The sequence below is a fragment of the Algibacter lectus genome, from assembly GCF_004368925.1.
Taxonomy (GTDB): Bacteria; Bacteroidota; Bacteroidia; order Flavobacteriales; family Flavobacteriaceae; genus Algibacter; species Algibacter lectus.
In genome coordinates, this window is the sequence record NZ_SORL01000007.1 from 443292 (window position 1) to 467488 (window position 24197).

At 32.6% G+C, this 24197-nt stretch carries 19 protein-coding genes and 1 pseudogene; 6 read left to right on the forward strand and 14 right to left on the reverse strand.

Translation table 11 applies throughout. The features are described 5' to 3' along the window. Positions 1–210 precede the first annotated feature (210 nt). The gene (locus DFQ06_RS02885; protein ID WP_133965907.1) at positions 211–2643 is read left to right on the forward strand and encodes a zinc-dependent metalloprotease; all 2433 of its coding nucleotides are present in this window, start codon (positions 211–213) and stop codon (positions 2641–2643) included. Positions 2644–2742: 99 nt separating this feature from the next. On the opposite strand, the gene DFQ06_RS02890 is transcribed toward DFQ06_RS02885, so the two are convergent. Together DFQ06_RS02890 and DFQ06_RS02895 are read right to left on the reverse strand one after the other, a co-directional pair. After that, positions 2743–4707: an Ig-like domain-containing protein gene (locus tag DFQ06_RS02890; RefSeq protein ID WP_133965909.1), complete on the reverse strand. Its 1965-nt coding sequence runs from the start codon at positions 4705–4707 to the stop codon at positions 2743–2745. A 36-nt stretch (positions 4708–4743) separates the two neighbouring features. Next, a complete protein-coding gene (locus tag DFQ06_RS02895; RefSeq protein ID WP_235833469.1) occupies positions 4744–5415 on the reverse strand; it encodes a phage tail protein in 672 nt (223 codons plus the stop codon). A gap of 320 nt (positions 5416–5735) precedes the next feature. On the opposite strand from DFQ06_RS02895, the gene DFQ06_RS02900 reads away from it, so the two are divergent. After that, positions 5736–6782 (forward strand): pentapeptide repeat-containing protein, encoded by a 1047-nt coding sequence (locus DFQ06_RS02900; RefSeq protein ID WP_074935925.1) that lies wholly within the window; start codon positions 5736–5738, stop codon positions 6780–6782. A gap of 43 nt (positions 6783–6825) precedes the next feature. Here the strand turns inward: DFQ06_RS02900 and DFQ06_RS02905 are convergent, their stop codons facing one another. The 4 genes from DFQ06_RS02905 to DFQ06_RS02920 form a co-directional block, all read right to left on the reverse strand. Then, on the reverse strand, positions 6826–7737 hold the full coding sequence (locus DFQ06_RS02905; protein ID WP_133965911.1) for a M23 family metallopeptidase: 912 nt from the start codon (positions 7735–7737) through the stop codon (positions 6826–6828). Positions 7738–7863: 126 nt separating this feature from the next. Beyond that, positions 7864–9108 carry a mechanosensitive ion channel family protein gene (locus DFQ06_RS02910; RefSeq protein ID WP_133965913.1) on the reverse strand — a complete coding sequence of 415 codons (1245 nt, stop codon included), beginning with the start codon at positions 9106–9108 and terminating at the stop codon, positions 7864–7866. Then, a complete protein-coding gene (locus DFQ06_RS02915; protein WP_042495062.1) occupies positions 9108–9398 on the reverse strand; it encodes a DUF3817 domain-containing protein in 291 nt (96 codons plus the stop codon). The genes DFQ06_RS02910 and DFQ06_RS02915 overlap by 1 nt, the downstream gene beginning before the upstream one ends. 105 nt (positions 9399–9503) lie before the next feature. Then, entirely contained in the window at positions 9504–10121 is a 618-nt protein-coding gene (locus tag DFQ06_RS02920) for a YqaA family protein (RefSeq protein WP_074935921.1), read from the reverse strand. A gap of 259 nt (positions 10122–10380) precedes the next feature. Between DFQ06_RS02920 and DFQ06_RS02925 the strand changes: the two genes are divergently transcribed. Further along, entirely contained in the window at positions 10381–12525 is a 2145-nt protein-coding gene (locus DFQ06_RS02925) for a tetratricopeptide repeat-containing hybrid sensor histidine kinase/response regulator (protein WP_133965915.1), read from the forward strand. A 364-nt stretch (positions 12526–12889) separates the two neighbouring features. Here the strand turns inward: DFQ06_RS02925 and DFQ06_RS02930 are convergent, their stop codons facing one another. From DFQ06_RS02930 to DFQ06_RS02940, 3 genes are all read right to left on the reverse strand, one after another. Beyond that, on the reverse strand, positions 12890–14146 hold the full coding sequence (locus DFQ06_RS02930) for a purine-cytosine permease family protein (RefSeq protein WP_133965917.1): 1257 nt from the start codon (positions 14144–14146) through the stop codon (positions 12890–12892). Continuing rightward, positions 14147–15190 (reverse strand): 2,5-dihydroxypyridine 5,6-dioxygenase NicX family protein, encoded by a 1044-nt coding sequence (locus tag DFQ06_RS02935; protein ID WP_133965919.1) that lies wholly within the window; start codon positions 15188–15190, stop codon positions 14147–14149. It abuts the gene before it with no gap. A gap of 99 nt (positions 15191–15289) precedes the next feature. Further along, positions 15290–17644, reverse strand: a complete 2355-nt coding sequence (locus DFQ06_RS02940) for a TonB-dependent receptor (RefSeq protein WP_133965921.1) — start codon at positions 17642–17644, stop codon at positions 15290–15292. Between the two features lie 122 nt (positions 17645–17766). On the opposite strand from DFQ06_RS02940, the gene DFQ06_RS02945 reads away from it, so the two are divergent. Beyond that, entirely contained in the window at positions 17767–18993 is a 1227-nt protein-coding gene (locus DFQ06_RS02945) for a hypothetical protein (RefSeq protein WP_133965923.1), read from the forward strand. A gap of 89 nt (positions 18994–19082) precedes the next feature. Here DFQ06_RS02945 and DFQ06_RS02950 read toward each other — a convergent pair whose 3' ends face one another. The 4 genes and pseudogenes from DFQ06_RS02950 to DFQ06_RS19520 form a co-directional block, all read right to left on the reverse strand. Continuing rightward, a complete protein-coding gene (locus DFQ06_RS02950) occupies positions 19083–19682 on the reverse strand; it encodes a DUF6642 family protein (protein ID WP_042503666.1) in 600 nt (199 codons plus the stop codon). Between the two features lie 146 nt (positions 19683–19828). Further along, positions 19829–20056: a hypothetical protein gene (locus DFQ06_RS02955; RefSeq protein WP_042495083.1), complete on the reverse strand. Its 228-nt coding sequence runs from the start codon at positions 20054–20056 to the stop codon at positions 19829–19831. Positions 20057–20260: 204 nt separating this feature from the next. Further along, positions 20261–20710, reverse strand: a complete 450-nt coding sequence (lexA, locus tag DFQ06_RS19515) for a transcriptional repressor LexA (protein ID WP_394345338.1) — start codon at positions 20708–20710, stop codon at positions 20261–20263. After that, positions 20684–20860: pseudogene (locus tag DFQ06_RS19520) on the reverse strand (helix-turn-helix domain-containing protein); the annotation flags it as partial. The gene lexA and the pseudogene DFQ06_RS19520, both read right to left, overlap by 27 nt. Before the next feature lie 158 nt (positions 20861–21018). On the opposite strand from DFQ06_RS19520, the gene DFQ06_RS02965 reads away from it, so the two are divergent. Next, positions 21019–22281 (forward strand): putative DNA modification/repair radical SAM protein, encoded by a 1263-nt coding sequence (locus DFQ06_RS02965; RefSeq protein ID WP_074935907.1) that lies wholly within the window; start codon positions 21019–21021, stop codon positions 22279–22281. 7 nt (positions 22282–22288) lie between these two features. After that, on the forward strand, positions 22289–23053 hold the full coding sequence (locus DFQ06_RS02970; RefSeq protein WP_074935905.1) for a TIGR03915 family putative DNA repair protein: 765 nt from the start codon (positions 22289–22291) through the stop codon (positions 23051–23053). Positions 23054–23301: 248 nt separating this feature from the next. Here the strand turns inward: DFQ06_RS02970 and DFQ06_RS02975 are convergent, their stop codons facing one another. Next, complete coding sequence (locus tag DFQ06_RS02975; protein ID WP_235833470.1) at positions 23302–24114, reverse strand: SDR family NAD(P)-dependent oxidoreductase; 813 nt, start codon at positions 24112–24114, stop codon at positions 23302–23304. Between the last annotated feature and the right edge of the window lie 83 nt (positions 24115–24197).

Consider the following 24197-nt stretch of genomic DNA (forward strand, 5'->3'; position numbering starts at 1 on the left):
AATATGGAGGAGTTGCTGTGAGAAACTCGAAAATATTAGTCATGATAAACTAGTAAATGTTTTGCTTTTTAATATTAAATTCTAACTAAAAGCTTTTCAAAATAATAAATCCGTAATTGTAATATTAATTTGCCTTAAAATTTTGTGAAAAAAAAGTGCTAATGGTATTAATTTTTTATTTTTAAAGATTATGTATCTAACTCTTTCCTTATGAAAAAAATAATACTTGTAACTTTATCATTAATAATGTGCTTGGCTTCTACAAGCAACTACGCTCAATCTAAACGGAAAAAGAATAAAAAAGATAAAAGTGAAATATCTAAACCTCCTGAAAAGAAAAAAGAGGGAAAAATAAAACCCTACAACGAGGTAATTACTAAAAGTGCCATTTCAGATGATGGTTTATTTAAAACACACCAAGTTGGAGAATCGTATTTTTTTGAAATTCCTATGGAACACTTAGGGAAAGATATGCTTCTAGTAAGTAGAATTTCGAAATTGCCAACCAATATGGGCGATGGCTATGTTAATGCGGGAACTAAAACCAATTCGCGTTTAGTAACATGGGAGCGCTTTCAAAATAAAATACTGATTAAAGAGAAATCTTATAGTTCGGTAGCTAATGAAGAGTTACCAATTAGCATTTCGGTTAAATCTAATAATTACGAACCTACATTATTTGCTTTTGACATTAGTGCGTTTAGCAAAGATTCTACAGCAATAGTTGTAGATGTTACTAAGTTTTATACTAGTGATGTTAAAGCCATAAGTGGTTTACCGTCCTATATGCGTAGTGAATATAAGGTAAAAAATTTAGACGCTTCTAGAAGTTTTATAAACAGTGTTAAGAGTTTTCCTGAGAATATTGAAGTGGTACAAGATATGACTTACAATGCATCTGCACCACCATCTTTTAGAAGTGGTGAGTCTATAAGCTTACAAATGAATCAATCTATGATTTTGTTACCAGAAAAACCTATGCAATCTCGTTTTTCAGATGACCGCGTGGGTTGGTTTACTCTAGATCACGTAGACTATGGCAGTGAAGCATTAAAGTCTGATACTAAAACTTTTATTCGTAAATGGCGTATGGAACCTAAAGATCCAGAAGCTTATGCTCGTGGTGAATTAGTAGAACCTATTAAACCTATTGTGTATTATTTAGATCCGGCTACACCAGAAAACTTGCGTAAATATATTAAAGAAGGCGTAGAGCTGTGGCAAGGTCCTTTTGAGAAAGCTGGTTTTAAAAATGCCATCATAGCTAAAGATCCGCCAAGTAAAGAAGAAGATCCAGATTTTAGTCCAGAAGATATTCGTTATTCTGTAATACGTTATGTAGCGAGCACAACTAGAAACGCTATGGGACCAAGCGTATCGGACCCGAGGACAGGAGAAATTATTGAAAGTGACATTATTTGGTATCATAACCATTTACGATCGTATAGAAATCGATATTTAATTGAAACGGGCGCGGCTAATCCTGCGGCTAGAACTTTAAATACACCGAAAGAAGATATTGGTGAAATGATGAAAATGGTAATAGCTCACGAAGTAGGGCATACTTTAGGTTTACCGCATAATATGAGTGCAAGTAAAGCTTATGATGTTGAAAGCTATAGAAATGGAGATTTTACACAAAAGAACGGCATTGCTTCTACTATTATGGACTATGCGCGTTATAATTATATTGCCCAACCTGGTGATGAAAATATTAGATTTATTAGAAAATTAGGAGCTTATGATGATTATGCTATTAACTGGGGATACCGTGTTATTCCAGAGGCCAATACTCCAGAGGCAGAACTAATAACTCTAGATGGTTGGATTCTTGAAAAAGCTGGTGATCCAAAATATATCTTCGGAAAACAAAGAAGCCGTTTTGACCCTACATCACAAACAGAAGATATAGGAAACGATGCTATAAAAGCGAGTACTTATGCGCTTAAAAACTTAAAATATGTTTCTATTCATTTACCAGAATGGACTAGTGATGTTACTAATGATTACGATGATTTAGAGGAGTTATATGATGAGTTATTTGGAGCGTGGCGTCGTTATATCAGTCATGTATTAACCAATGTTGGAGGTGTACATGAGAATTTAATTAACCCGAACCAGTCTGGTATTCCGTTTGAAGCTGTACCTAAAGAAACTCAAAAAGCATCCGTACAATGGTTACATGAAAATGCATTTACAACACCGAGTTGGTTAGTTCAAAAAGAACTTTTAAGCCGAACAGATTATGAAGGTTACACAGCGCGTTTAGGTAAATACCAAAGTAGTTTTTTAAATAAATTATTGAGTCACGAGATTTTAGAACGTTTAATTGATCATGAAACTATAGACGCAAACAATTATTCTGCTTTAGAGTTACTACAAGATGTTCGTAAAGGACTTTGGATAGAAGCTAACGCGACAAAAAATGTAGATATCTATCGTCGTAATTTACAACGTGCATATATTGAGCGTATGGCTTTTTTAATGACAGAACCGTCAGATGTTAGAGCTTTGGCAAGAGGAGAATTATCTGTGTTAAAAAAGATTGTTATTAACGCATCTTATCGTTCTACTGACACTACAACAAAATACCACTATAAAGATTGTTTAGAGCGTATTAATACTATTTTAGATCCTAAGTAGGAGCGATGCTTTAATAAACTTAACATTATTAAAAGAAAAAAGCGTGAATTCTAAACTAGAATTCACGCTTTTTTTATGCTTGTTTAAAATGTATACTAACTATTTTTTAATCATTAGCTTTTCAGAAGCGCCATCGGTGCCTTGCACAAAGTATATACCTTCGCTTAAGTCCCCAACAAACACTGTAGTTTCAATGGTTGCTGTTGCATTGAATGATTTTACAGTTTGTCCTAATTGATTAATAATTTTAAATTGACCTCCTAAACTAGATTTAATTTTCACTTGGCTAGAACTAGGGTTTGGATACATTGAAAAATTAGATTTATTATCAGTAATTTCCGTTGTTCCTAGAGTAGATACGGTAATACATATAGATTCTACTGAACAGCCTAAAACAGAAACCCATACTTTGTAATCTCCAGGTTCCGTAGCTGTAAAACTTTGACCTGTTTCACCATCTAAATATTCATCGCCTTCACCAGTACAAGCAAACCATTGGTATGATGCATTAGATTGTGTTGCTGTTATTACTCCCGCATTTAATGTTGCCTCATTATTAATTTCAGAGCCTACGGTTACTTCAATCACAGATCTATCACTTTCACAACCATTAATTGTTTTTGATATATAGTATTGATTTCCATTTATGACTAAGTCTGTTTCTGCTAGAGGAGTTTCTGTAGTAGCATCAACATAAATTTTTATATTATCTTCAGAGAAAAGCAATGATAAGTCTGCAATAGTACCTCCGTGGCAAACATATGCTCCTAGGTAGATATCCATCGTGCCGTCAAAACATTGAGTTGGAACCCATCCTGTTAGTGGAGGAGTTAACCCCGCAGGAACACTCGTGTTTTCAAATCCTGTATTTTCAATGTCCATAGCGAATAAAACCCATTTTGTGCCGTCAAAACCAACTGCAAGAGGAAAATTGTCTAAATTAGATATATAAACGTTTTTACCATTTAGAATATCTGTTTTAGTGAAACCAGTACTCAATTCAGCACAATCTCCTGTTAAACCAACAGTAATAATATCAACACTAGGGGCATCGGTATTAGTAACTTCAATATCGTCGCTAACAGCATTTGTACATCCATTAGCATTGGTTAACGTATATGTTATAGTATGAATTCCAACACCAGCGGCAGCTGGGTCAAAAGAATAAGTCATTCCATTACCATCGTCAGTAATACCAGTACCAGAATACACACCTCCAGTAGCTGTTCCACCACCTAAATCAGCTTGAATGCCAGCATCCAAACATAGATCTTCAGGAGCTGTAAAGGTTACTGTTGGTAAAGGGGTAACTAATAATTCTATCATTTCACAAGATGTTCCACTAATACAACCACCTTCACCTCGAACGTAGTATGTAGTTGTGGTAGACAATTCTCCAAGTAAATACGAAGATGTTGCTGTTGATCCTACTAAAGTTTCTCCACAAGAATCAGTGTAAATTTTCCATTCTGTTGCATCATTTAAATCTCCAATTATATTTAATGTAACAGAAGTTCCGTTACAAATGGTTCCAGGGGAATACGTTAAAGAAGAAATATTTGGCTCTGAACAGGCAGCAGGGAGTTCAATATTATCAATAGCAAAAGGGTGTCCACCGCCTGAACCAGTAATTGTAAAAGAAGTAATTCCAGTCCAATTGACTAGTACAGTTGACCCTGAAAATTGACCAATATAAGCGTCTACAGCTGAATTGGTTCCACCGGAAGGTGTAAATGTCCATGTTCCACCTAGATATGAATCATCACCGGTAAAAGCAAAAACACTTGTCATATCAACAGCAGTATTAAAATTGACCGTAAAACTAGTTGCTAATCCCGTTACTGAGTATGCAACATTATCTGTAGTACCATCAAATCCATTACCATTAATTATGTCAACATCATTGCTAGAGTTGGTAACCGTAGCTGTAATACCATTAACGGATTGACTAGCAGAGACTCCATTAGTGATCGCCGTTTCCCAATCGAAAGTTGTTTGAGAAAATAGATTTATATTAAAAAACAGCATACATATTATGCTAAAAACGAGAGTATTTTTTTTCATGTGTTTAAATTAAAATGTTTATATCTATTCTTTGTTTTATGATCTTATAGGAAATGTTCCAATTGTACAAATAATATAATTAATCACTTGTGTTGGTTGTACAATAGAAAAACCTTGACCGCTACCTGCCATTCCTGTGGTAACCGTAGGAAGTGTATTTGGTATGATTTGACCGTTAATTATATTACTAGCTGGTCCAAATGATTTTACAGATTTAGCAGTTAATCCATCAGGATAATTAGCTGCCGCCGGTACATCTCCTTCTTGAGGTGTGAAGCGAACCGCTCTATTGGCGCTAAAAGCAACATTAGCAGCAACATTTCCTCCTGTAACAACAGCTACGTGATTGTGGGCCGGCATGTTTAGTATTGATAAGTATTGATTTTCTGTACCAAATTCTTGTCCAATTTTACGAGACGTTAGGCCAGGTCCATTACCAGGTCCCATAGCAACTCTACCACGCAAATCTGGTAAGCCAAAAGTAGTTCTGCCATCTCCGCCGTACGTAGTTCCTAAAATTGAGAATAATGCATCGTTTTGTGATATTGGTAATAACTGTCCTTGACAAAGTGCCCAACCTCGGGGAGCAAAATTACCTGCAAACATTTTTACTTCCCCAAGAAAAGTTTCCTGTTGGGCTAAACTGTTAAATGTAGATAGTAAGCAGATTAGGAATAATCCGGTAATTTTAATTTTTAATTTCATCATTTAAATTTGGTTATGGTTAATAAGCGACAAACATAGCGAAACAGATTGCGTTAAATCGTTTAAATTCGTACTTAATCGTGTTTATACGTAGATACACCTATTTAAAAGTGTATTTCGTCGATGAAAATATGTTTGTGTCGATTTTTGATAAAAAGATTATTTATATTGGCAGGGAAAGGTTTTAACTAATAATAAAGGAAGCATTTATAGACTACTTATTAAAAACAATAAACTCTGCGAAAACAGAAATGAAGTTCAATTAAATTTAAAGCAGTAAATTTGTTTTCTACCGAAAAATAACTAACCCCCAAAACTTAAAAATGAGTGAACATATTGACGACTTATTACGAGAAAATCAACGCCTAAAGGCACGTCTCGAAAAACTAGATTCTAAAAAAAAACGATCTAATAAGCGCGGTATTTTTAAGTTTGTTGGTACTCTAATTGCTGGTAAAAATCTTAAAAAGAGTATTTATAATTCTATTAACGAATTTAATCAGCAACATAAAATATCAATAGAAACCACATCTAACCTTGTAGCGAGTTTAATTAGGCGTATTACCCGAATTGGCGTTATTGGTTTATTGTTGGCTATTTTGCCAACAACTTTAATGTTTTACCAAAACAATTTATTAAAAATTCAGAATAGTAAAATAGAAACTCAAACACATTTAGCTGAGGCGTCTCGTCGTTCTACTCAAATGTTTATTATGGGCGAGGTTCTAAGTGATGTAAATAGCGAATTAAAAAATAGCAGTTCTTCTAGGCTTTCTAATACTTTGGCAGGACGAATTATTGGCTTAAGCCGCGCCATGAAACCGTATAGATACATGGTAGGCGATAAGCTTATTGATGAGCCTATTAGTCCAGAGCGTGGACAGTTACTTATTTCGTTGTGTAAAAGTAAAATTTCGTCATCGTTTTTTGTAGATGAAATTTTACAGGAAAGTGATTTTACTAAATCGGAATTAATGAATGCTAAGTTAAGAGGCGCTACTTTAAGGGATATTAATTTGAATGAAGCCAACTTATCTGGATCTGATTTAATGAATGTTGATTTACAAAATGCCAGCTTAAAAAACACCAATTTATCGCACGTAGATATGGACGATGTAAATTTAATTAATGCCAATTTAGAAGGTGCTAACTTAACAGGAGCCTTTTTAATTAGAGCAAATTTAAAAGGAGCAAACCTAACCAATGTGGTTTTAGATAGCGTAAAAGTAGATCGCGCCGATTGGTTATTACATATAAGAGATAAGCTTAAAATTAGAGGTGCAGCAGAACTGTTTGAAACCTATAAAATTGATAGCGTTTTTTATTATCAAGCTTCTAAGCTTAAAAAACCAATGATTTTAAGACGATAAAAAAGGTGTGTCTCTATTAAAAAACAAGTTGTTTTTTAAGTAATTATAGACTAACAACTAGTTTTTGTCCTATTTTTAAGAGGCTCGTTTTTCTTATGGAATTCGTTTTACAAAGTCTAGATACAGAAATTCTATATTTATCAGAAATACCAGATAGTGTTTCACCACTCCTAACCACGTGTATTTTTTTTCTGTTATCTTCTTTATGGCTAGCCTCTGCTAAAGATTTAGTGGTTAGAAGTTCTAATTCAGTTTGTCGTTTAGAACCATGATATTGAGCCGTTACCCATTTTTTAGTCACCCATAAATTTTCGTTTCTAACGGCGTTACTTTCCGAGAAATCGAATAAATATTCTGGGTTTATGTAATTGCCTTTATAACTTGTAATTAAATGTAAATGGCTCCCTCTTGCATTTCCTGATTTACCACCAATACCTATAATATCTCCGGCAGAAACGGTATCATTGGCTTTTACTTGATATTCCGATAAATGGGCATAACCTGTTTCTAAGCCATTATAATGACGTACAATTACAATACGTCCATGTCCAGAGCTATATCTTGCAAACCTTACAATACCATCAAACATAGTGCGAACAGAATCTCCGGTAACTAAATCAATATCTATACCTTGGTGGGCACGACCTCTTCGCCAACCATAACGCGATGTAATGACTTTTTTACCATCGATAGGTGAGGTGTAGGTACTATCTGAAAATGTAATTTCGAAAGGTTGTATTTTAATGTTATTTCTATAAGGATCGAAATTGATACTATCCCATTTTTCTGAAGTAATTGTGGCTTCAAATCGTTTTTTTTGTAACTGATTATTTAGTCTGTATTCCGTGTAAACGTTGGCTAAAGAGTCTAGTTTTTGTTTTATTTCGGTTTTATTTTGAGCGGTTAAAGATTGAAAAACACCAAGTAAATATATGAGAGAAATAACTTTTTTCATGAAATAATAATAACTTTTAAAACGCTATTAAATTTTTTAAAATCTAATAGCGTTTTTTTACTTTTTTTAAGTGAAATTACTGGTTACGCAGCAATATATAGTTTATAAAATATTGTCTTTGTTAGTCTAAGCTTTAAAACTGCCATGACTTGGCAACTCAAAAATTTCTAAATCGAAATAGGGTAGAGCTGCTATAAGATGATCGAAAATATCCGACATAATATACTCGTAGTTTTCCCAACGTTTATCGCTACTAAAAGCGTAAATTTCTAATGGAATACCTTGGGTAGTTGGTGCCAATTGGCGAGCCATAATCATCATATCTTTATTTACCGCAGAGTGCTGCTTTAAATAAGTGTCTATATATTTTCTAAAAACACCTAAATTACTAAGGTTACGTCCGTTTAATAGTAGGTTTTTATCAACGTTATTCGCGTTGTTGTAAGTTTTGATATCTGCTTGTCTGCCTTCTAAATAAGACGTTATTAAATGGATACCTTTTAGTTTTTCAACATCAGCATCGCTTAAATATTTAACACCAGTTTGCTTAATATAAAGCGCTCGTTTAATACGTCTCCCTTCAGAATTCGTCATCCCACGCCAGTTTTTAAACGAATCGGAAATTAAAGCATAAGTTGGTATCGTAGTTATCGTTTTATCAAAGTTTTGCACTTTTACAGTGGCTAAATTAATTTCGATAACATCACCATCGGCTCCGTATTTTTCAAAAGTAATCCAATCGCCAATGCGCACCATATCGTTAATAGATACCTGAATACTAGCAACAAAGCCCATAATAGTATCTTTAAAAACAAGTATAATTACTGCAGAAATAGCGCCTAAACCGGTAACAAATTTTATAAATTCAATACCTGTTAAAATGGCAATGGCCGACATTATACCTCCTAGCCAAGAGAAAATCATGAAAACCTGTATGTAACTATCAATAGGTTTGTCTTTAAAACGCGGTAAGGTTTTTAGGTAGTCTTTTAAAGCATTAAGTGAGCTTCTAACAATCCAAAGGATTAAAATAATGGCAAAAACTTCTAAGCCACGCTCAAAAACATCTTCAAAAGTTGGAAAATCCCCAAATACTTCAGGCACAAATCTAATAGCCACAAGTAGCGGAATGATGTGCGCTATGTTGCGAGGCACCTTATTGGCAACCAATAAATCGTCAAAATTAGATTTAGATACCGAAGCAAACTGAGCAAAGGTTTTTACTAGTATTTTTCGTGTTACATAATCTATAATAAACACGGCTATTAATAGCGCAATTAATAGCGCAAGCATATTTAGATACTTGGCAGAGTTTTCGGTAAAACCACTTAAAATTAAATAGTCATAAAGTTTATGTTTTAAACCACTCATTAAACCGTTGGTTTTAAAAGTTTACTTTCAACATAAAAAGTTCCAAAAGGAATAACAGAAGCTACAAGCACAATTAAAAATGTTTTGCTAGTCCATTTCATGTCACTTTTAATTAAAAAAGCTAAAATAATGTAGACAATAAAAAGCATTCCGTGAGGCATTCCTAAAAGTTTTACGTATTCAGGATTACCGGAGATGTATTTAATTGGAGTAGCAATAAATAATAAAAGAAGATAAGATACACCTTCTAAAAAGGCTACAATTCTGAAAATATTTAATAATGAAAACATACTGTAAATTTTCAGCAAAAATAAGGTTCTAAAGTTGTAATCCCTTCATAATAATCGTTAAAAATAAGATAAATAGAAGGTGAAATTCGTTAAAGCAAAACCCTATTAAAGCGCACTAAAAATAAGAATGCCATAAAGCGCAAAACGGATAAATCTAAGCGAACCAAAAAGCATGACATTTTTAAACGGAAATTCGATAATTCCGGCTGCCAAACAAGCAATAGAAAAGGGTAGAGGCAATACAGCTCCAACCATAATTAAAAAGCCACCCCATTTTTTTGAGTTTTTAAGTTGCTTTTCCATTTTTACTTCAATGTAATTATGTACCGATGGAATTTTAGTAATAGTACGTCCCATCCAATAAGATACTAAACCGCCACCGTAAGATAAAACAGCTAAAACACCTAAATAAAACCACGGACTATACATTTTACCTGCCCAGGCAATAAAAATTTCTGGTGGTACCAAGCCTAAAAGTGTTTCTGAAACAAAAAAGAAACTTAAAACACCGTAAGCCGGAAGTATTTCTGTTAAATGCGTTAGTGTTTTGTTGATATCAAAAAAATGATTCACCACATATACCAAAATAACAATACCAATAATATACGGTAAAGCCTTCTTTACTGCTTGCCAAACAAAGCTGTAAAACCCTGTGTAAGAGTAGTATTGATGTAAAAGCTTGAATTTAGATTTCTTCGCTTTTGATTTTGGATCCGGTTTCATTTTTGATAAAATTTTGGGCTAGCAAATATAAGATTATTTTTTTAGTCGTAGACTAAAGCTAAACGTTACATAACAGTACTTTAACATTTATAATTTCAACAATTATGCCAATAATGATGAGAAAAACGGATGAAATGTGTTAAATAATTAATAAGCGTACAAAAACCGATAATTAATTGGTTCGTAAGATAATATGTCGGTATTTTGCATTTCATAAATTATATCGATACCTTAACCAAGGAAATTAAATAAATTTAGCTTGAATAGAACTTTATTTGTCATCTTATTAATGCTTAGCTTTATATTTAGCTATGGTCAACCTCAAAATGAAACAAAAAAGGTGGGCGATAGCATAAGTGTATTGATAGATTTGGCTCGTAAAGAAAATTTTGGATCTAACTTCGAAAAAGCCTTAGAGTACTCTATTATTGCTGTAAAATTAGCAAACATTTCTAATACAATAGAAAAGCAAGCTCGGGCTTATAATAGTTTGGCAACTACATATCAAATGCTAAATGATGATGAAAGTGCTGAAAAATACTTTTTACTAACGCTTAAATTTGGTCGAGAATTAGAAAGCGATTACATTATTGCTTCGGCCTTAAACGGTTTAGGAAGCGTTTATTCTAAAGATGAAAGCACCTTAGATAAATCTATTAAACATTATAACGAGGCCTTTGTTTATGCTGAAAAACATGGTAACCCTGATAATATTGCTGCTTGGCATTTAAACATGGCGGGTTTGTTTTTAGATTTTAACAAAACTGACGACGCCTTACCTTATTTAGAGTCTGCTACTAAAACCTTAACTGATAATGATATTGACGATCCTGTTTATATAGCAACATTATATTACTTAGAAGGACTTTATAATAAACAGAAACTGGAATTTGATACCGCTAACACGTACTTAGAAAAAGTTATTCAAATTGCTAAAAAAGAAGATTTATATCCTGAATTGATAGATAGCTACAATTTACAATATGAAATATTTGAAGCCCAAAACAATTATACGGCGGCAATAGAGGCGTTAAAAAATAAGCAGTTTTATAAGGATTTAAGTTTTAACACCGAAAAACGATTAAAATTAGAAGATCTAAATGCGCAGTTTAAATTTAGTGAATATCAAAAAGAAATTACACAGGCGCAATTAGAAACCGAAACTTCTAATTCTAGAAATAATATTATTACGGCTATTGTAGTTTCATTTGTTTTATTTTTTCTGTTAATGCTTTTTCTTGTGCATTCTTTTAAAGATAAACAAAGACGAAAAGATCTTGAAGCTGTACGATCTAAAACCGAACATTTAACGAATTTAAAATCGGAATTACTGAGTAATATAAGTCATGAGTTACGTACACCTTTATACGGTGTTATGGGGATAACTTCAATGTTAGCCGATGATAAAACTTTAGGTGTAGAACACAAGAACTTAATTAATTCCTTACAGTTTTCTGGGAATAGATTACACGAATTGGTTAATAAAATATTACGAATTACCGAAATTGAATCGGATAGGGTAGCGGAGAAAAAAACAATTATTAATCTACAAGTTTTAATAAGCGACCTTATCAATTCACTTAATTATTCTGCTAAAGAAAAAGATAATGAATTGGTTTTAAATATGCCGGCTGCTATAGATAATTTGTATTATTTAGACAGCTTAAAACTTACCGAAATTTTAGATAACTTAATTTCTAATGCTATAAAATTCACAAATCAAGGAAGAATAGATGTTAGCGTAGCCCTTGTAAATACAGATAGTGATATCGACTATTTAGAATTTAAAGTTGAAGATACTGGTATTGGTATTGCTAATGAAAACCATACGTTAATATTCGAAAATTTTAAACAAGCCATAGAAGAAAATACATCGTTTGGTTCTGGTCTTGGTTTATCTATTGTGAAAAGCCATGTAGAAACCTTAGGCGGCAAAATCAAATTAGATAGCGCACTTGGTTTGGGTAGTGTATTTTCGTTTGTAATTCCTTGTGAAATTGCTACGCCGGATGTTATTGCTAAAAGTACTTTACATAATAGAAAGAAGCCATTAAAGGTTTTAGTTGTAGAAGACAATAAAATAAACCAAATGATTACCAATAAACTTATTGTTTCTATTGGGCACATTTGCACTATATCACATAATGGATTAGAAGCTGTAGAACGCTGTAAAACGGACGATTTCGATTTAATACTTATGGATATCAATATGCCTTTAATGAATGGTTTTGAAGCCTCTAAAACTATAAAATCTTTTAAACCAGATTGTAATATTGTTGCGTTAACGGCTTTAGAAATTAGTGAAGTTAAGGAACAATGCATGGCCGTTGGCATGAATGGTATTGTTAATAAACCTATTGGTAAAGCTCAACTTAAAGATATTATACAAATGAATGTGGCTTAACAGGATTTCGTTATTCGTGTTTTCTATATTTTATGTGTAGTTTGAAAGATACTAGAGTATGGTTCAAAATATTCTATTTTACATAATATTAATTATAGTACAAATGTATTATATGCTTAAAACGGCGAATAGAACTGTTTCTGTTCTATTTTACATAAATGCAGATATAGTGCCTTTAGGTCTATATCTGCATTTATGTAACAGCTGTTTTACGTGATGATCTTTGTTAAAATTCGTAAGCTATAATTTTATACTATTGTATCTATAATTAGCCGTTATGTAAAATAGCCGCTACCAAGAGCTCGATTTATTAAAATAATAAATATCAGCGAATAGTTATCCAAAGCTCGCCAAATCTAAAATTTCAGAAAATGCGCTTCCTTTCTAAAATTACATAGATTAATCCACCAAGAACAAATGAATCTATAAAATATGCATGTGTTAATTGAAAAACCTCTAAATACGTAAAAACAGTAATAATAGAGCTTAGTATCCAACTTATTAATGCTGGAAATTCCCATTTATTTATATCTTCTAGATTATACTTCTGCTTTTTAATCCAAAAGAAATGAATAAAATATATTGAAGATATTGATGGTGCTAGAATTCCTAAGAATTCAAGAAAATCAAAAAGATAGGTAGCAAAACCTAGCAATGCCAATATAGTTCCGAATAAACTAGATGCAATAGCTACCTTTTTGAACGTCCAATTTTTGTTGATTGTAGAAAACGTTAGGCTTGCGGAATATAAATTAGTAGCATTGGTGCTCCAAGTCGCTATAAACAATAATAAAAACGCAGGAATTACCAAGTTGTATTGTTCCATTATTTTAATAATATCGACTTCACCTGTTTGAATAGATGGTACAGCACTAAGCATATAGGCCAAAGGTGTACCAATGGTTAAACCCAATACTGAAAATAAACTTTGTTTATCTGTTTTTATAAATCTAGAAAAATCTGCCATTAATACAGGAAATAAAACCGCAGCACCTATTAAAATAGATATTGCTTCAAAAAGAGTCATTGAATTTTCTTTTGGAACATAGTCGAAAAGTTGCGATAGACTTTCTAAATCTGCAACAGAGCGGTAAAAAACATACCCTAAAAACGCTGTTAAAATTGGAATAGAAAAATTGGCAAGCTTTTCAATACTACGTAAGCCATAAACTGTTGTAATGGTTATAAATAGACTAGTTACGATAATGATAAGCGCCTTTGATACAACAAAGTTAAAAGTACTAATTGAAGTATCATAAATGGTAATTGCCAATAACTCTATGGCTACTGCAAACCAACCAATTAATGTAACACCGAAAATAAAATTGACAATTTTAGCTCCATATTCTCCAAAACTAAAATGTAGTATCATGTACGTTGATAACCTAGATCGATTACCAATTAATGTGGTTGCCATACACATTATAGTTAACACAAATGTAGAAACACCAAATGCTATAAGCGCTTGCTTAAGGCCTAGATTGAGTGCAATTTCTGAACCTAAAAATAGTGTAGAAACTGATAATCCTGTGCTCGCAATAATGAAACCAACAACCCAACCTGATACAAAGTCTTTTGGTTGAACTTTTGTGGTTGCGTATTGATTATTATTATCTTCCATTTAATTTTTTAAAAGATTAAGAGTGTATGGTTTTAAATCTGGATGACAAACTACGCCATTATCAAATATTTGAATATCATCTAAAAAAACACTCACATTTGTTACTACACCATCAAAATGAGATTTTGCAACTTGCCCTAATGGCGGCATATCCATTGGACTTGTATGTCCAAAACCAAAATCAGCGCCTCCCCAAATACGTTCATCTTCCGCTACATCTCCACTTAATGTAGTTACTTTAGGATTCAAACCTAGCATATTATGAGATATTTTATACATATTTGAATCATTAAAAGAGCCTAAGTATGTTTTAAATTTTTCTGCTGCTTCCTTCTCCCCTTTTACATCAACAATCTCACTATGCTTCATAACAAATTCTAAGGGACTTCCTTGTTCTCCGTTCTGTAAAAAGTCAAAAACAATGTTTCCGTTCATACTTCCTATTTTAGGAACAATGTTTACAAAACCTGGAGCTGTTCCAAATTTTGGTTTAGAATAATCGCCATCATCAATATCAAAAGCATAATTTAAATCAATGTCATAAGACACATTAGTCCCATTTTTACTTGTAATCTTAACAGTGTTACAAGCTAATACTTTTTCTCGTGTTTTAGTAAGTAATTGTTTTAATGATTGAATATCAAAACCTGTAAATATGCGATCCAATGATTCTATAGAGCTATTTCCAATAATTAAATAGCGTAGTTTTTTGTTATCTCGCATTGCAGTTTCCCAAATGTCGGAATACAATAGCACCATAGAATTTGCTTCAATCCAAACATCGGCTTTACATAAAGCAGCTGTTAAAGCTTCTGAAGGCCAATAAGGCATTCCTGCCTGACTTTCTTGTTCTGCTCTTGGTACCAATATAATCATTGGTATTCCTCCGGCTACAGAAGTAGCTGCCGCAAAGGCATCTACAATAGCTCTATCAGACGGTAAATCTGCTGTAATAGCGACTGTTTCTCCGGGTTTTACTTGAAACATATCTTCTATTAATATTTTGGATACTCTTGCTATTTTTGATTGTAATTTTTCTATCATGATTTTTGTAAAAACAGAGGGAATAATGCATTCCCCCTTACTAATTCAACATAATTAATATTGTATAAAATAATATACTTAGCGGTTTTATTTCTTAGTTTAAAACCTCAAAGAAATTGCTGTTCCAATAGATAATGGTCTTCCTCTCCACGCCACATCATCCGGACTACCAACAAATTCTCCTGGTGAAAATTCTTGGTAATACTGCTTATCTGTTAAGTTTTTGCCCCAAAAATCAAGCTTCCAGTTTTTATAAGAAAACCCTATTCTGGCATCTAATAAAGAATAAGCATCTGTTGTGTGCTTTGCTAAATTACTTTCATGATAGTATGTTTTTCCTGTTGTATCAAGGTTTATAAATCCATTAAACTTGACGCTATCGGTAATGTTAAATGAAGATTCTAAACCTATCCCAAAGGTACTTACAGGGACAAACGGTGTTTTGTTGCCATTATAATTTGAGTTGTCTGTTGTAGTTCCATCTGTTCCTCCAGTAGTTCCACCTTCCACAATTTCGGCATCAGAAGATCCAAAACTTGCAAAAACATCTAAGTAGTTTGTTAAGCGCGCACGCGTTTCGAACTCGAACCCAAAAACTTTGGTTTCATCATAATTATAGACTCCAGCAATAAAAGTATTTAGGTCTAAAATATATTGTTGCTGATTGGTTAATTTGGAAGAAAATACAGAGCCATTAAAGATTAAACGATCATTCCATGTGGTTGTTTTGAAACCAAATTCGTAGTTGTCTGATGTTTCATCGTCAAATTCTCTATTAAATAAATCGGTAAGGTCTGCATTGTAACCGCCATTTCTATAACCTCTACCATAATTGGCATATAACAATACCTTTTTTGAAGCTTGATAAGACAATGATACTTTAGGTTGAAATTCATTATTGTCTCTTTCAGAACTGGTAACAAATAAATCGTCTACTTGACTAAATTTATCTATATCGTATCTAAAACCGGCAGAAAAAGTTAGCTTATCTGTGATTTTATAATCGCCAAATCCAAATAAAGCTATGGTATTCGTTTCATTCACATAATCTGCAGTATCGTATGCATCAGGACCACCAAAATCAACTCCTGTGGTTCCGTTTTGATATACATTTTTTTTAATATTCTGATAAAAACCACCTAAACTCCAATCGAATTTGGTGTCGGTATTTGTATTGCTTAACCTTAATTCCTGATTAAATGTTTTCGTAGTAATTTCTTCACCTTGTGTTAATCCATCAAGTTCTAAAAAATCTAAATCACCAATTGTAGAGCGGTCTACTTTATTAAAAGAGGTAATACTTTGCAGGTTTGCTCCTTTTAGATTGTAATCCATCTTAATATTTCCATAATTATTTTTCATATCAGAACGTCCTAAAACATCTGATACAATAACATTATCTCCTTCCGAAGGATTTGGATTAAGAACACCTCCTGTAAATTCTCCATCTGTACCAATTGGATTTACCGAATAATAAGTGGCACCGCCATCTATATTAAAATGTTGAAAGGTTGCTCCTATTGTAAAATTATTTGTAACCCTTGCTTTTATTTGACCTCTGATATTAAAATCTTCAGAGAAATCTACTTTTTTATCTAGGAATTCATTGGTTAATAGGCCATCAAAATTTTTGTATTGTGTAGAAAAACGATAGAAGACTTTATCTTCTTTAATAGCTCCCGAAGACACAAATTGTGCTTGGAGATTCCCACCATTACCAACGCCAAATTTAACGCGATTAGACATTTTATTTGTTGGCTCTTTTGTATAAATATTTATGGCGCCACCAATAGCGTTTTTTCCATATAATGCTCCTTGAGGTCCTTTAACGACTTCTACTAAAGCTAAATCGTACAACTCCTGACTTAACAAACTTGGATCTGGAATAGTTACACCATCTATAACAAAAGCTAAAGGTGCATCGCCTCCCCTAACCTGAGGAATTCCTCTCACTGTTATAAAGTTTAAACCTACCGCTTGTGCCGAATTAAATTTTAAATTGGGTACCAAAGCCGAAAATGAACTCACATCTGTAATACCTGCACTCTCAATACCTTCACTATTTAAAGCTGTTACAGATTCCGCTGTAGTTTGAATGTTTTCTGTACGTTTTCTAGATTTACCAATAACGCCAGAGAACCCTTGAATTGTCACTTCATTTAAAGATTCTAAAGATTCAATTAAGATAATATCTATTCTACTTTTTCCATCCACTTTAACCTCTTGATTTTCAAATCCAAGAAATGAGAACTCCAAAATAGTATTGTTTGATGTTGTGCTAATTTGGAAGTTTCCATTGAAGTCTGAAATAACCCCTTTAGAAGTCCCTTTTACAATCACATTGGCTCCTGCTATCGGCTCTCCATTATTATCTATTACATTACCTGATACGGTAATTTGCGAAAAGGATAACGTTGTTATCAAAAGAAATAACAATAATATAGTCTGTTTCATTTTATAAATTATTAGTTAAAAGCATTGTTTCGTTTCCATAAAAGTAATTTTCAAATATTAATTATTATTAATTTTAATTATTAAAAATATTTTTAATAATTTCAAAGAATAAATAGGAATTTATGAAAACGAGCCAATCATCACTAGTTTTAACCTCAGAATACTTCAAAATAATGCTTGATAAGGTTCATGAAACCTTTATGAATAAGCATCAACTGGTTAAACTTCCTAAAGCATTACAATTATACGGTTATGGTGCTTATAATGATACAAAACCGAACCTGAAGCAAGATTTTGAAGATATTGGATCGGAGTTTATTAACGGAAAATACCTCTATGATAAATCAAGGCAGTTTGAAAAAGGTAAGCTCTTAATTAAGCTTAACCAATATTACAAAGACATTATTTTACTTTATTTAGGTTATGAAGATTTTAAACTTTTTTTGGATGCGCATAAAACATCTGATATTGAATATGAAAAGCAATATGATTTAGTTTATAAGGATACCGAGGATATCACCTATTACTACGTTAACTACTATTTTGGTGAAGACGACACTATATTAAAAGGCCAAACCATCATATCTAATAACTGGAAAACCATTCAACATATTTTTATATATCCTTTAGATGATGGTACTTTTAGAGAACATTATAGTAATGGAAGTATAAAACGTCAGGGAGATACCATTACCAAAAAAACCAATACACTTTCTGGAGAAAGGTATATTGATGGTGCCAGCGAGATTTATTATATAGGTCATAAATCACCTTCACACCTAAATTATCTTATAGGTACGTATTGTACTTTCGATATTTTCACTAATTCTGTTGCAGGACGTTCCATTCTTGAAAAATGTGAAAGCAAACAGATTATGGAAGAAGAATCTAAATCGGCGTTTATTCCGCCATATATTGCTTTAGAAATTAGAAACAAGCGCATTGTTAATAATAGTATTGTTGCCAGAAACGCCTTAGAATTATCAAATAAAAGCCCATACGCCTCTTTGTATGGCAAATTGGCAGGAACTTATGACTTAACTTTTAATTTTGACACTGGTTTTAAAGAGACTTTAAAGTTTAAAATTTTACCAACAAATTATCAGATTATTACTTTAACCGAAAATGTATACATTGAAAAAGACCGTTTTGAATTAATTAATAAAGGCTCTGTGATAAATTTCCGGTTTGGTTTTTCGGGTATTATAGCACTGGAGCGTGTAAATATCTATATTAAAACCTATTTTTTGAAAGATGCAAGTGGTGCACAAGAAGGTGTTTTTAGTGGTATTGATAATGAAAACAGACTAATAAATGGAACTTTGGTTGTAAACTATACACAGAATTAAGTTATTCCATACAAGTTTCATTAACATCGTCGAGAAACATTTGTCAAGAAAAAATAAAGAAAATGATATAATGTTAAAAACCCCTCACCTTAATAATACAATCTAAAATCAAGTAGTTTACAAAGTTTGTAATGTCTTTGATGTAATTCTTCCACAACATCTAGCATGTTATCATCTTCGTTAAATAGGTTAAAGAATGCAATATCCAGACTTGAGCTAGTAATTCCATTAGAGGCATTACCGTACCCTGAAATACCTCTTGCTCCAGTGATATCTATAAAGTATTGAGCTTCTTCTTCGTCTAAATCTAAAACTTTTGCGTTGGAAAAATGTAAAATCTTTCCATCTAATCGTCCTTCAAAAATTTCTGCAATTTCTTGTAAACTATAGTAATAGTCGTTTAAACAAATACTATTTGCTTCACCTGTAATAACCAAGTAAATTATTTCGTAGTCTTTAAAATTATGATCACCTAAAACCAAGGCGTTTAAGTTGTCTTCTAATCCTTCAATGGTGTCGCAAGTATTATAAATACTAGCTACACCATATTGCGTGGTTAATTGATCTAATTTTTTTTGAGCTTCAGTAACGGTATCGATTTCTACATCTTCAACCGCTTCTAAACAGTAAATGAAATAATCGGTATCTATTAATTGTTCTTGGGGTAATTGTTGTCTTTTTTCTAACAAATCTCAGAATTTATGAAGGTATTTAAAACACAAAATTAATATAAATCTTTTACTCTTATTATTATTATTATAAAATTAAAATACCCTATTGTAGAATTTCTACAATAGGGTATCAATTTTGTAACGATTACTTTAAATTTAATAATTTAAAAAGCAGGTTCAGGTCTACCTTTCAAACGTTTTTCAATTTTTTTCTTCTTTTCAGTTAAGCGCTTCATGATATCCATTACGCTAGTATCTTTAGACTTCTTGTAAATTTCGTTTAAGGCGAGTATTAAACGCTTTGCTTCTCGCGATGCAACTACTCTGTCACTTGTAGACATGTTACTCATTTTCGCGTTTTCAAACTCAATTGCTTCGTTAATCAATTCCATAGTTTTGCATTTTGTTTATTTCTATATAAATATAATTAAACAAAAGATACATTAAGGATATATACAATTGATTATAATTATTTTAATATTGATTTAAGTTATAATAGAAATAAAATTTCATATTAAATGAGCGTTTTCAATGCTCAAAAATGTTTTTTTTACTAATTAATAGCGCAGGCTTTTCTTTTATAAGCCTCTTCCCTATTATAATTTTATTACTTTTTCAACAATACCTTGTATTCTAAAATCCGTAGTTAGAATTATAGGTTGATGTTTCGAATTTGTAGAATGTGGTTTTAATACAATAGTATCTCCATTATCTATAAACTCCTTTACGGTAGCATCATCATCAATTAAAGCAACCACCAGATCGCCATGGTTAGCAACTTGCTGTTGTTTTATTAACAGTAAATCTCCGCTAGTAATACCTTTTTTATTCATAGAATCACCAGAAGCTCTTAAAAGAAAATAATCACTTACATTTTTAACCAATGTCTTAGAGATGGAAATTTTTGCTTCAATATTTTCTTCAGCATAAATAGGTAAGCCACAAGCTACGGAACCAATCAACGGGATTTCCACAGTATCACTACTGCTCGATTCTTTTGATACCAATGGGTTAGCGTCCAGTAATTCTCTGGCTTCAACTTGCAATAGATTTGCTATTTCAAAAAGCATTTCTAGACTAGGCTGCCTTCTGTTCTGCACATAAGAATTCACCATATTGTAACTCTTATTGAGCTTTGTAGCGAGCCAAGTTTGCTTTATGCCTTTTATTTCTAATACTTCTTTAATACGATTCATAATTAAACCATTGGTTTCAGAGTACGAATTTAAACAATAAATATTTATATATCATATAATGAGATATTGATTATAACTAATATGAGGTTTTTTATCAAAATTATTCATTTTATATTTGATTAGATTGTATCTTTGGGCTTCAAATTAAACACCTACTAATGTCTTTTCAACGTGTACAAGAAAAACTAAATATCCTTGCAGATGCTGCAAAGTATGATGTTTCTTGCTCCTCTAGCGGGAGTAACAGAACTAATAAAAACAAAGGATTAGGGGATGCCTCGGCTTCCGGAATTTGTCATACGTATACAGAAGATGGTCGCTGTGTTTCCTTATTAAAAATTTTACTAACCAACCATTGTATTTTTGACTGTGCCTATTGCGTTACTCGTAAAAGTAACGACATTAAACGTGCTGCTTTTAAGGTTCAGGAAGTGGTGGATTTAACCATGAATTTTTACCGACGTAATTATATTGAAGGCTTGTTTCTAAGTTCGGGTATCTTTAAAAGTGCCGATTACACTATGGAACGCTTAGTGGCTGTGGCTAAAAAATTAAGATTAGAAGAGAATTTTAATGGCTACATTCATTTGAAATCCATTCCCGGAGCGAGCGATGAGTTAATGCGTGAAGCTGGTTTGTACGCCGATCGGTTAAGCGTTAATATTGAAATTCCAACCGAAAAAGGCCTTAAACTTTTAGCACCTGATAAAAATAGAGCCGATTTTATAAAACCCATGGAAAAGGTTAAAAATGAAATCATTCAATATAAAAGTGAAAAGAAAATAATAAGAAGCACACCCAAATATGCTCCTGCCGGACAAAGCACGCAAATGATTGTTGGAGCAAGTGGCGAGAATGATATGCAAATCATGTACACATCCAATTATTTTTATAAAAACTTTAATTTAAAACGGGTTTATTATTCGGGTTATGTCCCCATTAGTTACGATACGCGATTACCGCAAATTGGCACACCTGTCCCGATGTTGCGAGAAAATAGATTGTATCAAACCGATTGGCTTCTGCGTTTTTACGGCTTTAATATTGAAGAAATTTTAAACGAACAAAACCAAAGTCTAGATCTAGATATCGACCCTAAATTGGGTTGGGCACTGCGTAATATGCATGAATTTCCCGTAGATATCAATAAAGCCGATAAACGCATGCTTGCTAGAATTCCTGGTTTAGGCATGAAATCGGTTTTTAAAATTTTAAATGCAAGGCGCTACAGGCAACTTAACTGGGATCATTTAAAAGCTATTGGCGTTGCTTTCAATCGGGCGCAATATTTTATGGTCTGTGCTTCAAATCAATTTGAAAAGCGTGATCTCACTCCAGAAAAAATTAAAGGTTTAATACTGCAAAACTCTAAAAGCAAGTACACATCAATGCTTAGCAACCAATTAAACCTCTTTGGATAGCATTACTATGGAAACGACTTTAGTTTACGATGGCACATTCGATGGGTTTTTAACTTGCGTTTTTATGGCGTATGAGATGAAATTAAAAGCAGTATCTATCGTTAAAGAAAAGCATTTCCAGGAGCCTATGTTCGGGAATTGGGATTTGGTTAATACTGAACCAGATAAAGCAAACCGGGTTTGGGCGGGTTTAAAAAAGAAAATGTCTGCCAATGAGTTGCAACGCTTTTACTATGCCTTTTTAAGCGAAAAACCAACCGTAGAAAACACTATATACCAAGCTATTTTATATGTATTTCAATCTAAAAACAACGTTGCCTCAGATTTTGGAAACGTTCATATTTTACAACTTTCAAAACTCACTAAAAATGTAAGTCGAGAAAAACATAGAATGGAAGCTTTTGTAAGGTTTAAACTCACCAAAGACGGTATTTATTTTGCAAATATAGAACCCGATTTCAATGTTTTACCTTTAATAAAAAGACATTTTGAAAAACGCTATGCAGATCAAAAATGGCTTATTTACGACTTAAGCCGAAAATATGGCATTTATTACAATTTAGAGTCCGTAGAACTTATTAGCCTCGAACTCGATCGTAATTTTGATCCTTCTAAAACATCAACAGAATTTTTCGCACCTATTGAATTAGAGTTTCAACAACTGTGGCAAGACTATTTTAAAAGCACAAACATCAAGTCGCGAAAAAACATGAAACTCCACATTCAACATGTACCCAAACGCTACTGGAAATATTTAAGCGAAAAGCAATAAAAACAATAGTTATTAGAAGCTATTTCCTGCTATTCGCTATATCTTTTTTGTAGATAACCTCAAGGTTGCTCTTAACCTTAAACCGTTTTCTTCAACCTCACTTTAACACTATTAAATAACACAAAAAAGGATGCCGCTGCTATCAGGGCTAAACTATCTGTTAGAGTTGTTTCTAGTCCAATAATCACTGATTACTTTTATAATTGAGTAAAGAAGTAAAATAACTGAACCCTCTCACCTACTTTAAACTATTCAATAATATTATTCGTTAAAACTAATAACGCATTTATTTTAGCTTCATCATAAGCACCTGGATGCGCTGGAGAAAAGTATCCTTTTGGATCCCCTTTATCATTGTCAAAATACTTACCCGAATCATTTTTATATTCATCAGACAATGCCAAATCTAATAAAATATCCATTCCTTTTTCTGCTGGAGACCAATGTTGACCATAGGCTTCATTTGCCATTTTAGTATTTAATAACGACCCTGGATTAACTGCTATAACCGTAATTTTAGGCTCTTGTTTTGCTAAATTAAAACTCCACATCGTCAATGCTAATTTACTTTGCGCATAGGTGCTATTTGCAGAGTCATGCTCCTTCCCTATTAAAACAGCTTCAGAAACTGGTGCTTGTGCCGCAGAACTTAAATTGATAATTCGTGGTGCTTCAGATTGCTTTATGTTTTCTAATATGGCATTTGTCATAACATAAGGTGCTAAGTAATTCACCACCATACGAATGTCTAATCCATTTTTATTCTGAACTTCTTTCGTTTTAAAAATCCCTGCATTATTTATAAGTATATCTATCTTAGGAATATTCTTTTTTATTTGTTCTGCTAATTCGGAAACAGCTTCTAAATCGGAAAAATCTGCAACCAAACCATGTATGTTCTGATTGTTTGTTTTTGTTTTTATTTCTGAAACAACCGCGTCTACTTTTACTGCATTTCTTCCATGTACATAAACCGTATGTCCTTTTTCGGCTAAACTAAAAGCAGTTAACTTTCCAATGCCGTCTGTACTTCCTGTTACTATTATTGTTTTACTCATCATTTTTTTTATTAAAATATCACCTTGAGTTCAGATGCTAACTATAAAACCTTTCGGCTTTGCTCACGGTGACATTTTCTAGTTTT

Coding starts and splice junctions, on each gene's coding strand:
- DFQ06_RS02885 (WP_133965907.1), top strand. CDS start 211: ATGAAAAAAATAATACTTGTAACTTTATCATTAATAATGTGCTTGGCT.
- DFQ06_RS02890 (WP_133965909.1), bottom strand. CDS start 4,707: ATGAAAAAAAATACTCTCGTTTTTAGCATAATATGTATGCTGTTTTTT.
- DFQ06_RS02895 (WP_235833469.1), bottom strand. CDS start 5,415: ATGATGAAATTAAAAATTAAAATTACCGGATTATTCCTAATCTGCTTA.
- DFQ06_RS02900 (WP_074935925.1), top strand. CDS start 5,736: ATGAGTGAACATATTGACGACTTATTACGAGAAAATCAACGCCTAAAG.
- DFQ06_RS02905 (WP_133965911.1), bottom strand. CDS start 7,737: ATGAAAAAAGTTATTTCTCTCATATATTTACTTGGTGTTTTTCAATCT.
- DFQ06_RS02910 (WP_133965913.1), bottom strand. CDS start 9,108: ATGAGTGGTTTAAAACATAAACTTTATGACTATTTAATTTTAAGTGGT.
- DFQ06_RS02915 (WP_042495062.1), bottom strand. CDS start 9,398: ATGTTTTCATTATTAAATATTTTCAGAATTGTAGCCTTTTTAGAAGGT.
- DFQ06_RS02920 (WP_074935921.1), bottom strand. CDS start 10,121: ATGAAACCGGATCCAAAATCAAAAGCGAAGAAATCTAAATTCAAGCTT.
- DFQ06_RS02930 (WP_133965917.1), bottom strand. CDS start 14,146: ATGGAAGATAATAATAATCAATACGCAACCACAAAAGTTCAACCAAAA.
- DFQ06_RS02935 (WP_133965919.1), bottom strand. CDS start 15,190: ATGATAGAAAAATTACAATCAAAAATAGCAAGAGTATCCAAAATATTA.
- DFQ06_RS02940 (WP_133965921.1), bottom strand. CDS start 17,644: ATGAAACAGACTATATTATTGTTATTTCTTTTGATAACAACGTTATCC.
- DFQ06_RS02945 (WP_133965923.1), top strand. CDS start 17,767: ATGAAAACGAGCCAATCATCACTAGTTTTAACCTCAGAATACTTCAAA.
- DFQ06_RS02955 (WP_042495083.1), bottom strand. CDS start 20,056: ATGGAATTGATTAACGAAGCAATTGAGTTTGAAAACGCGAAAATGAGT.
- DFQ06_RS02965 (WP_074935907.1), top strand. CDS start 21,019: ATGTCTTTTCAACGTGTACAAGAAAAACTAAATATCCTTGCAGATGCT.
- DFQ06_RS02970 (WP_074935905.1), top strand. CDS start 22,289: ATGGAAACGACTTTAGTTTACGATGGCACATTCGATGGGTTTTTAACT.
- DFQ06_RS02975 (WP_235833470.1), bottom strand. CDS start 24,114: ATGATGAGTAAAACAATAATAGTAACAGGAAGTACAGACGGCATTGGA.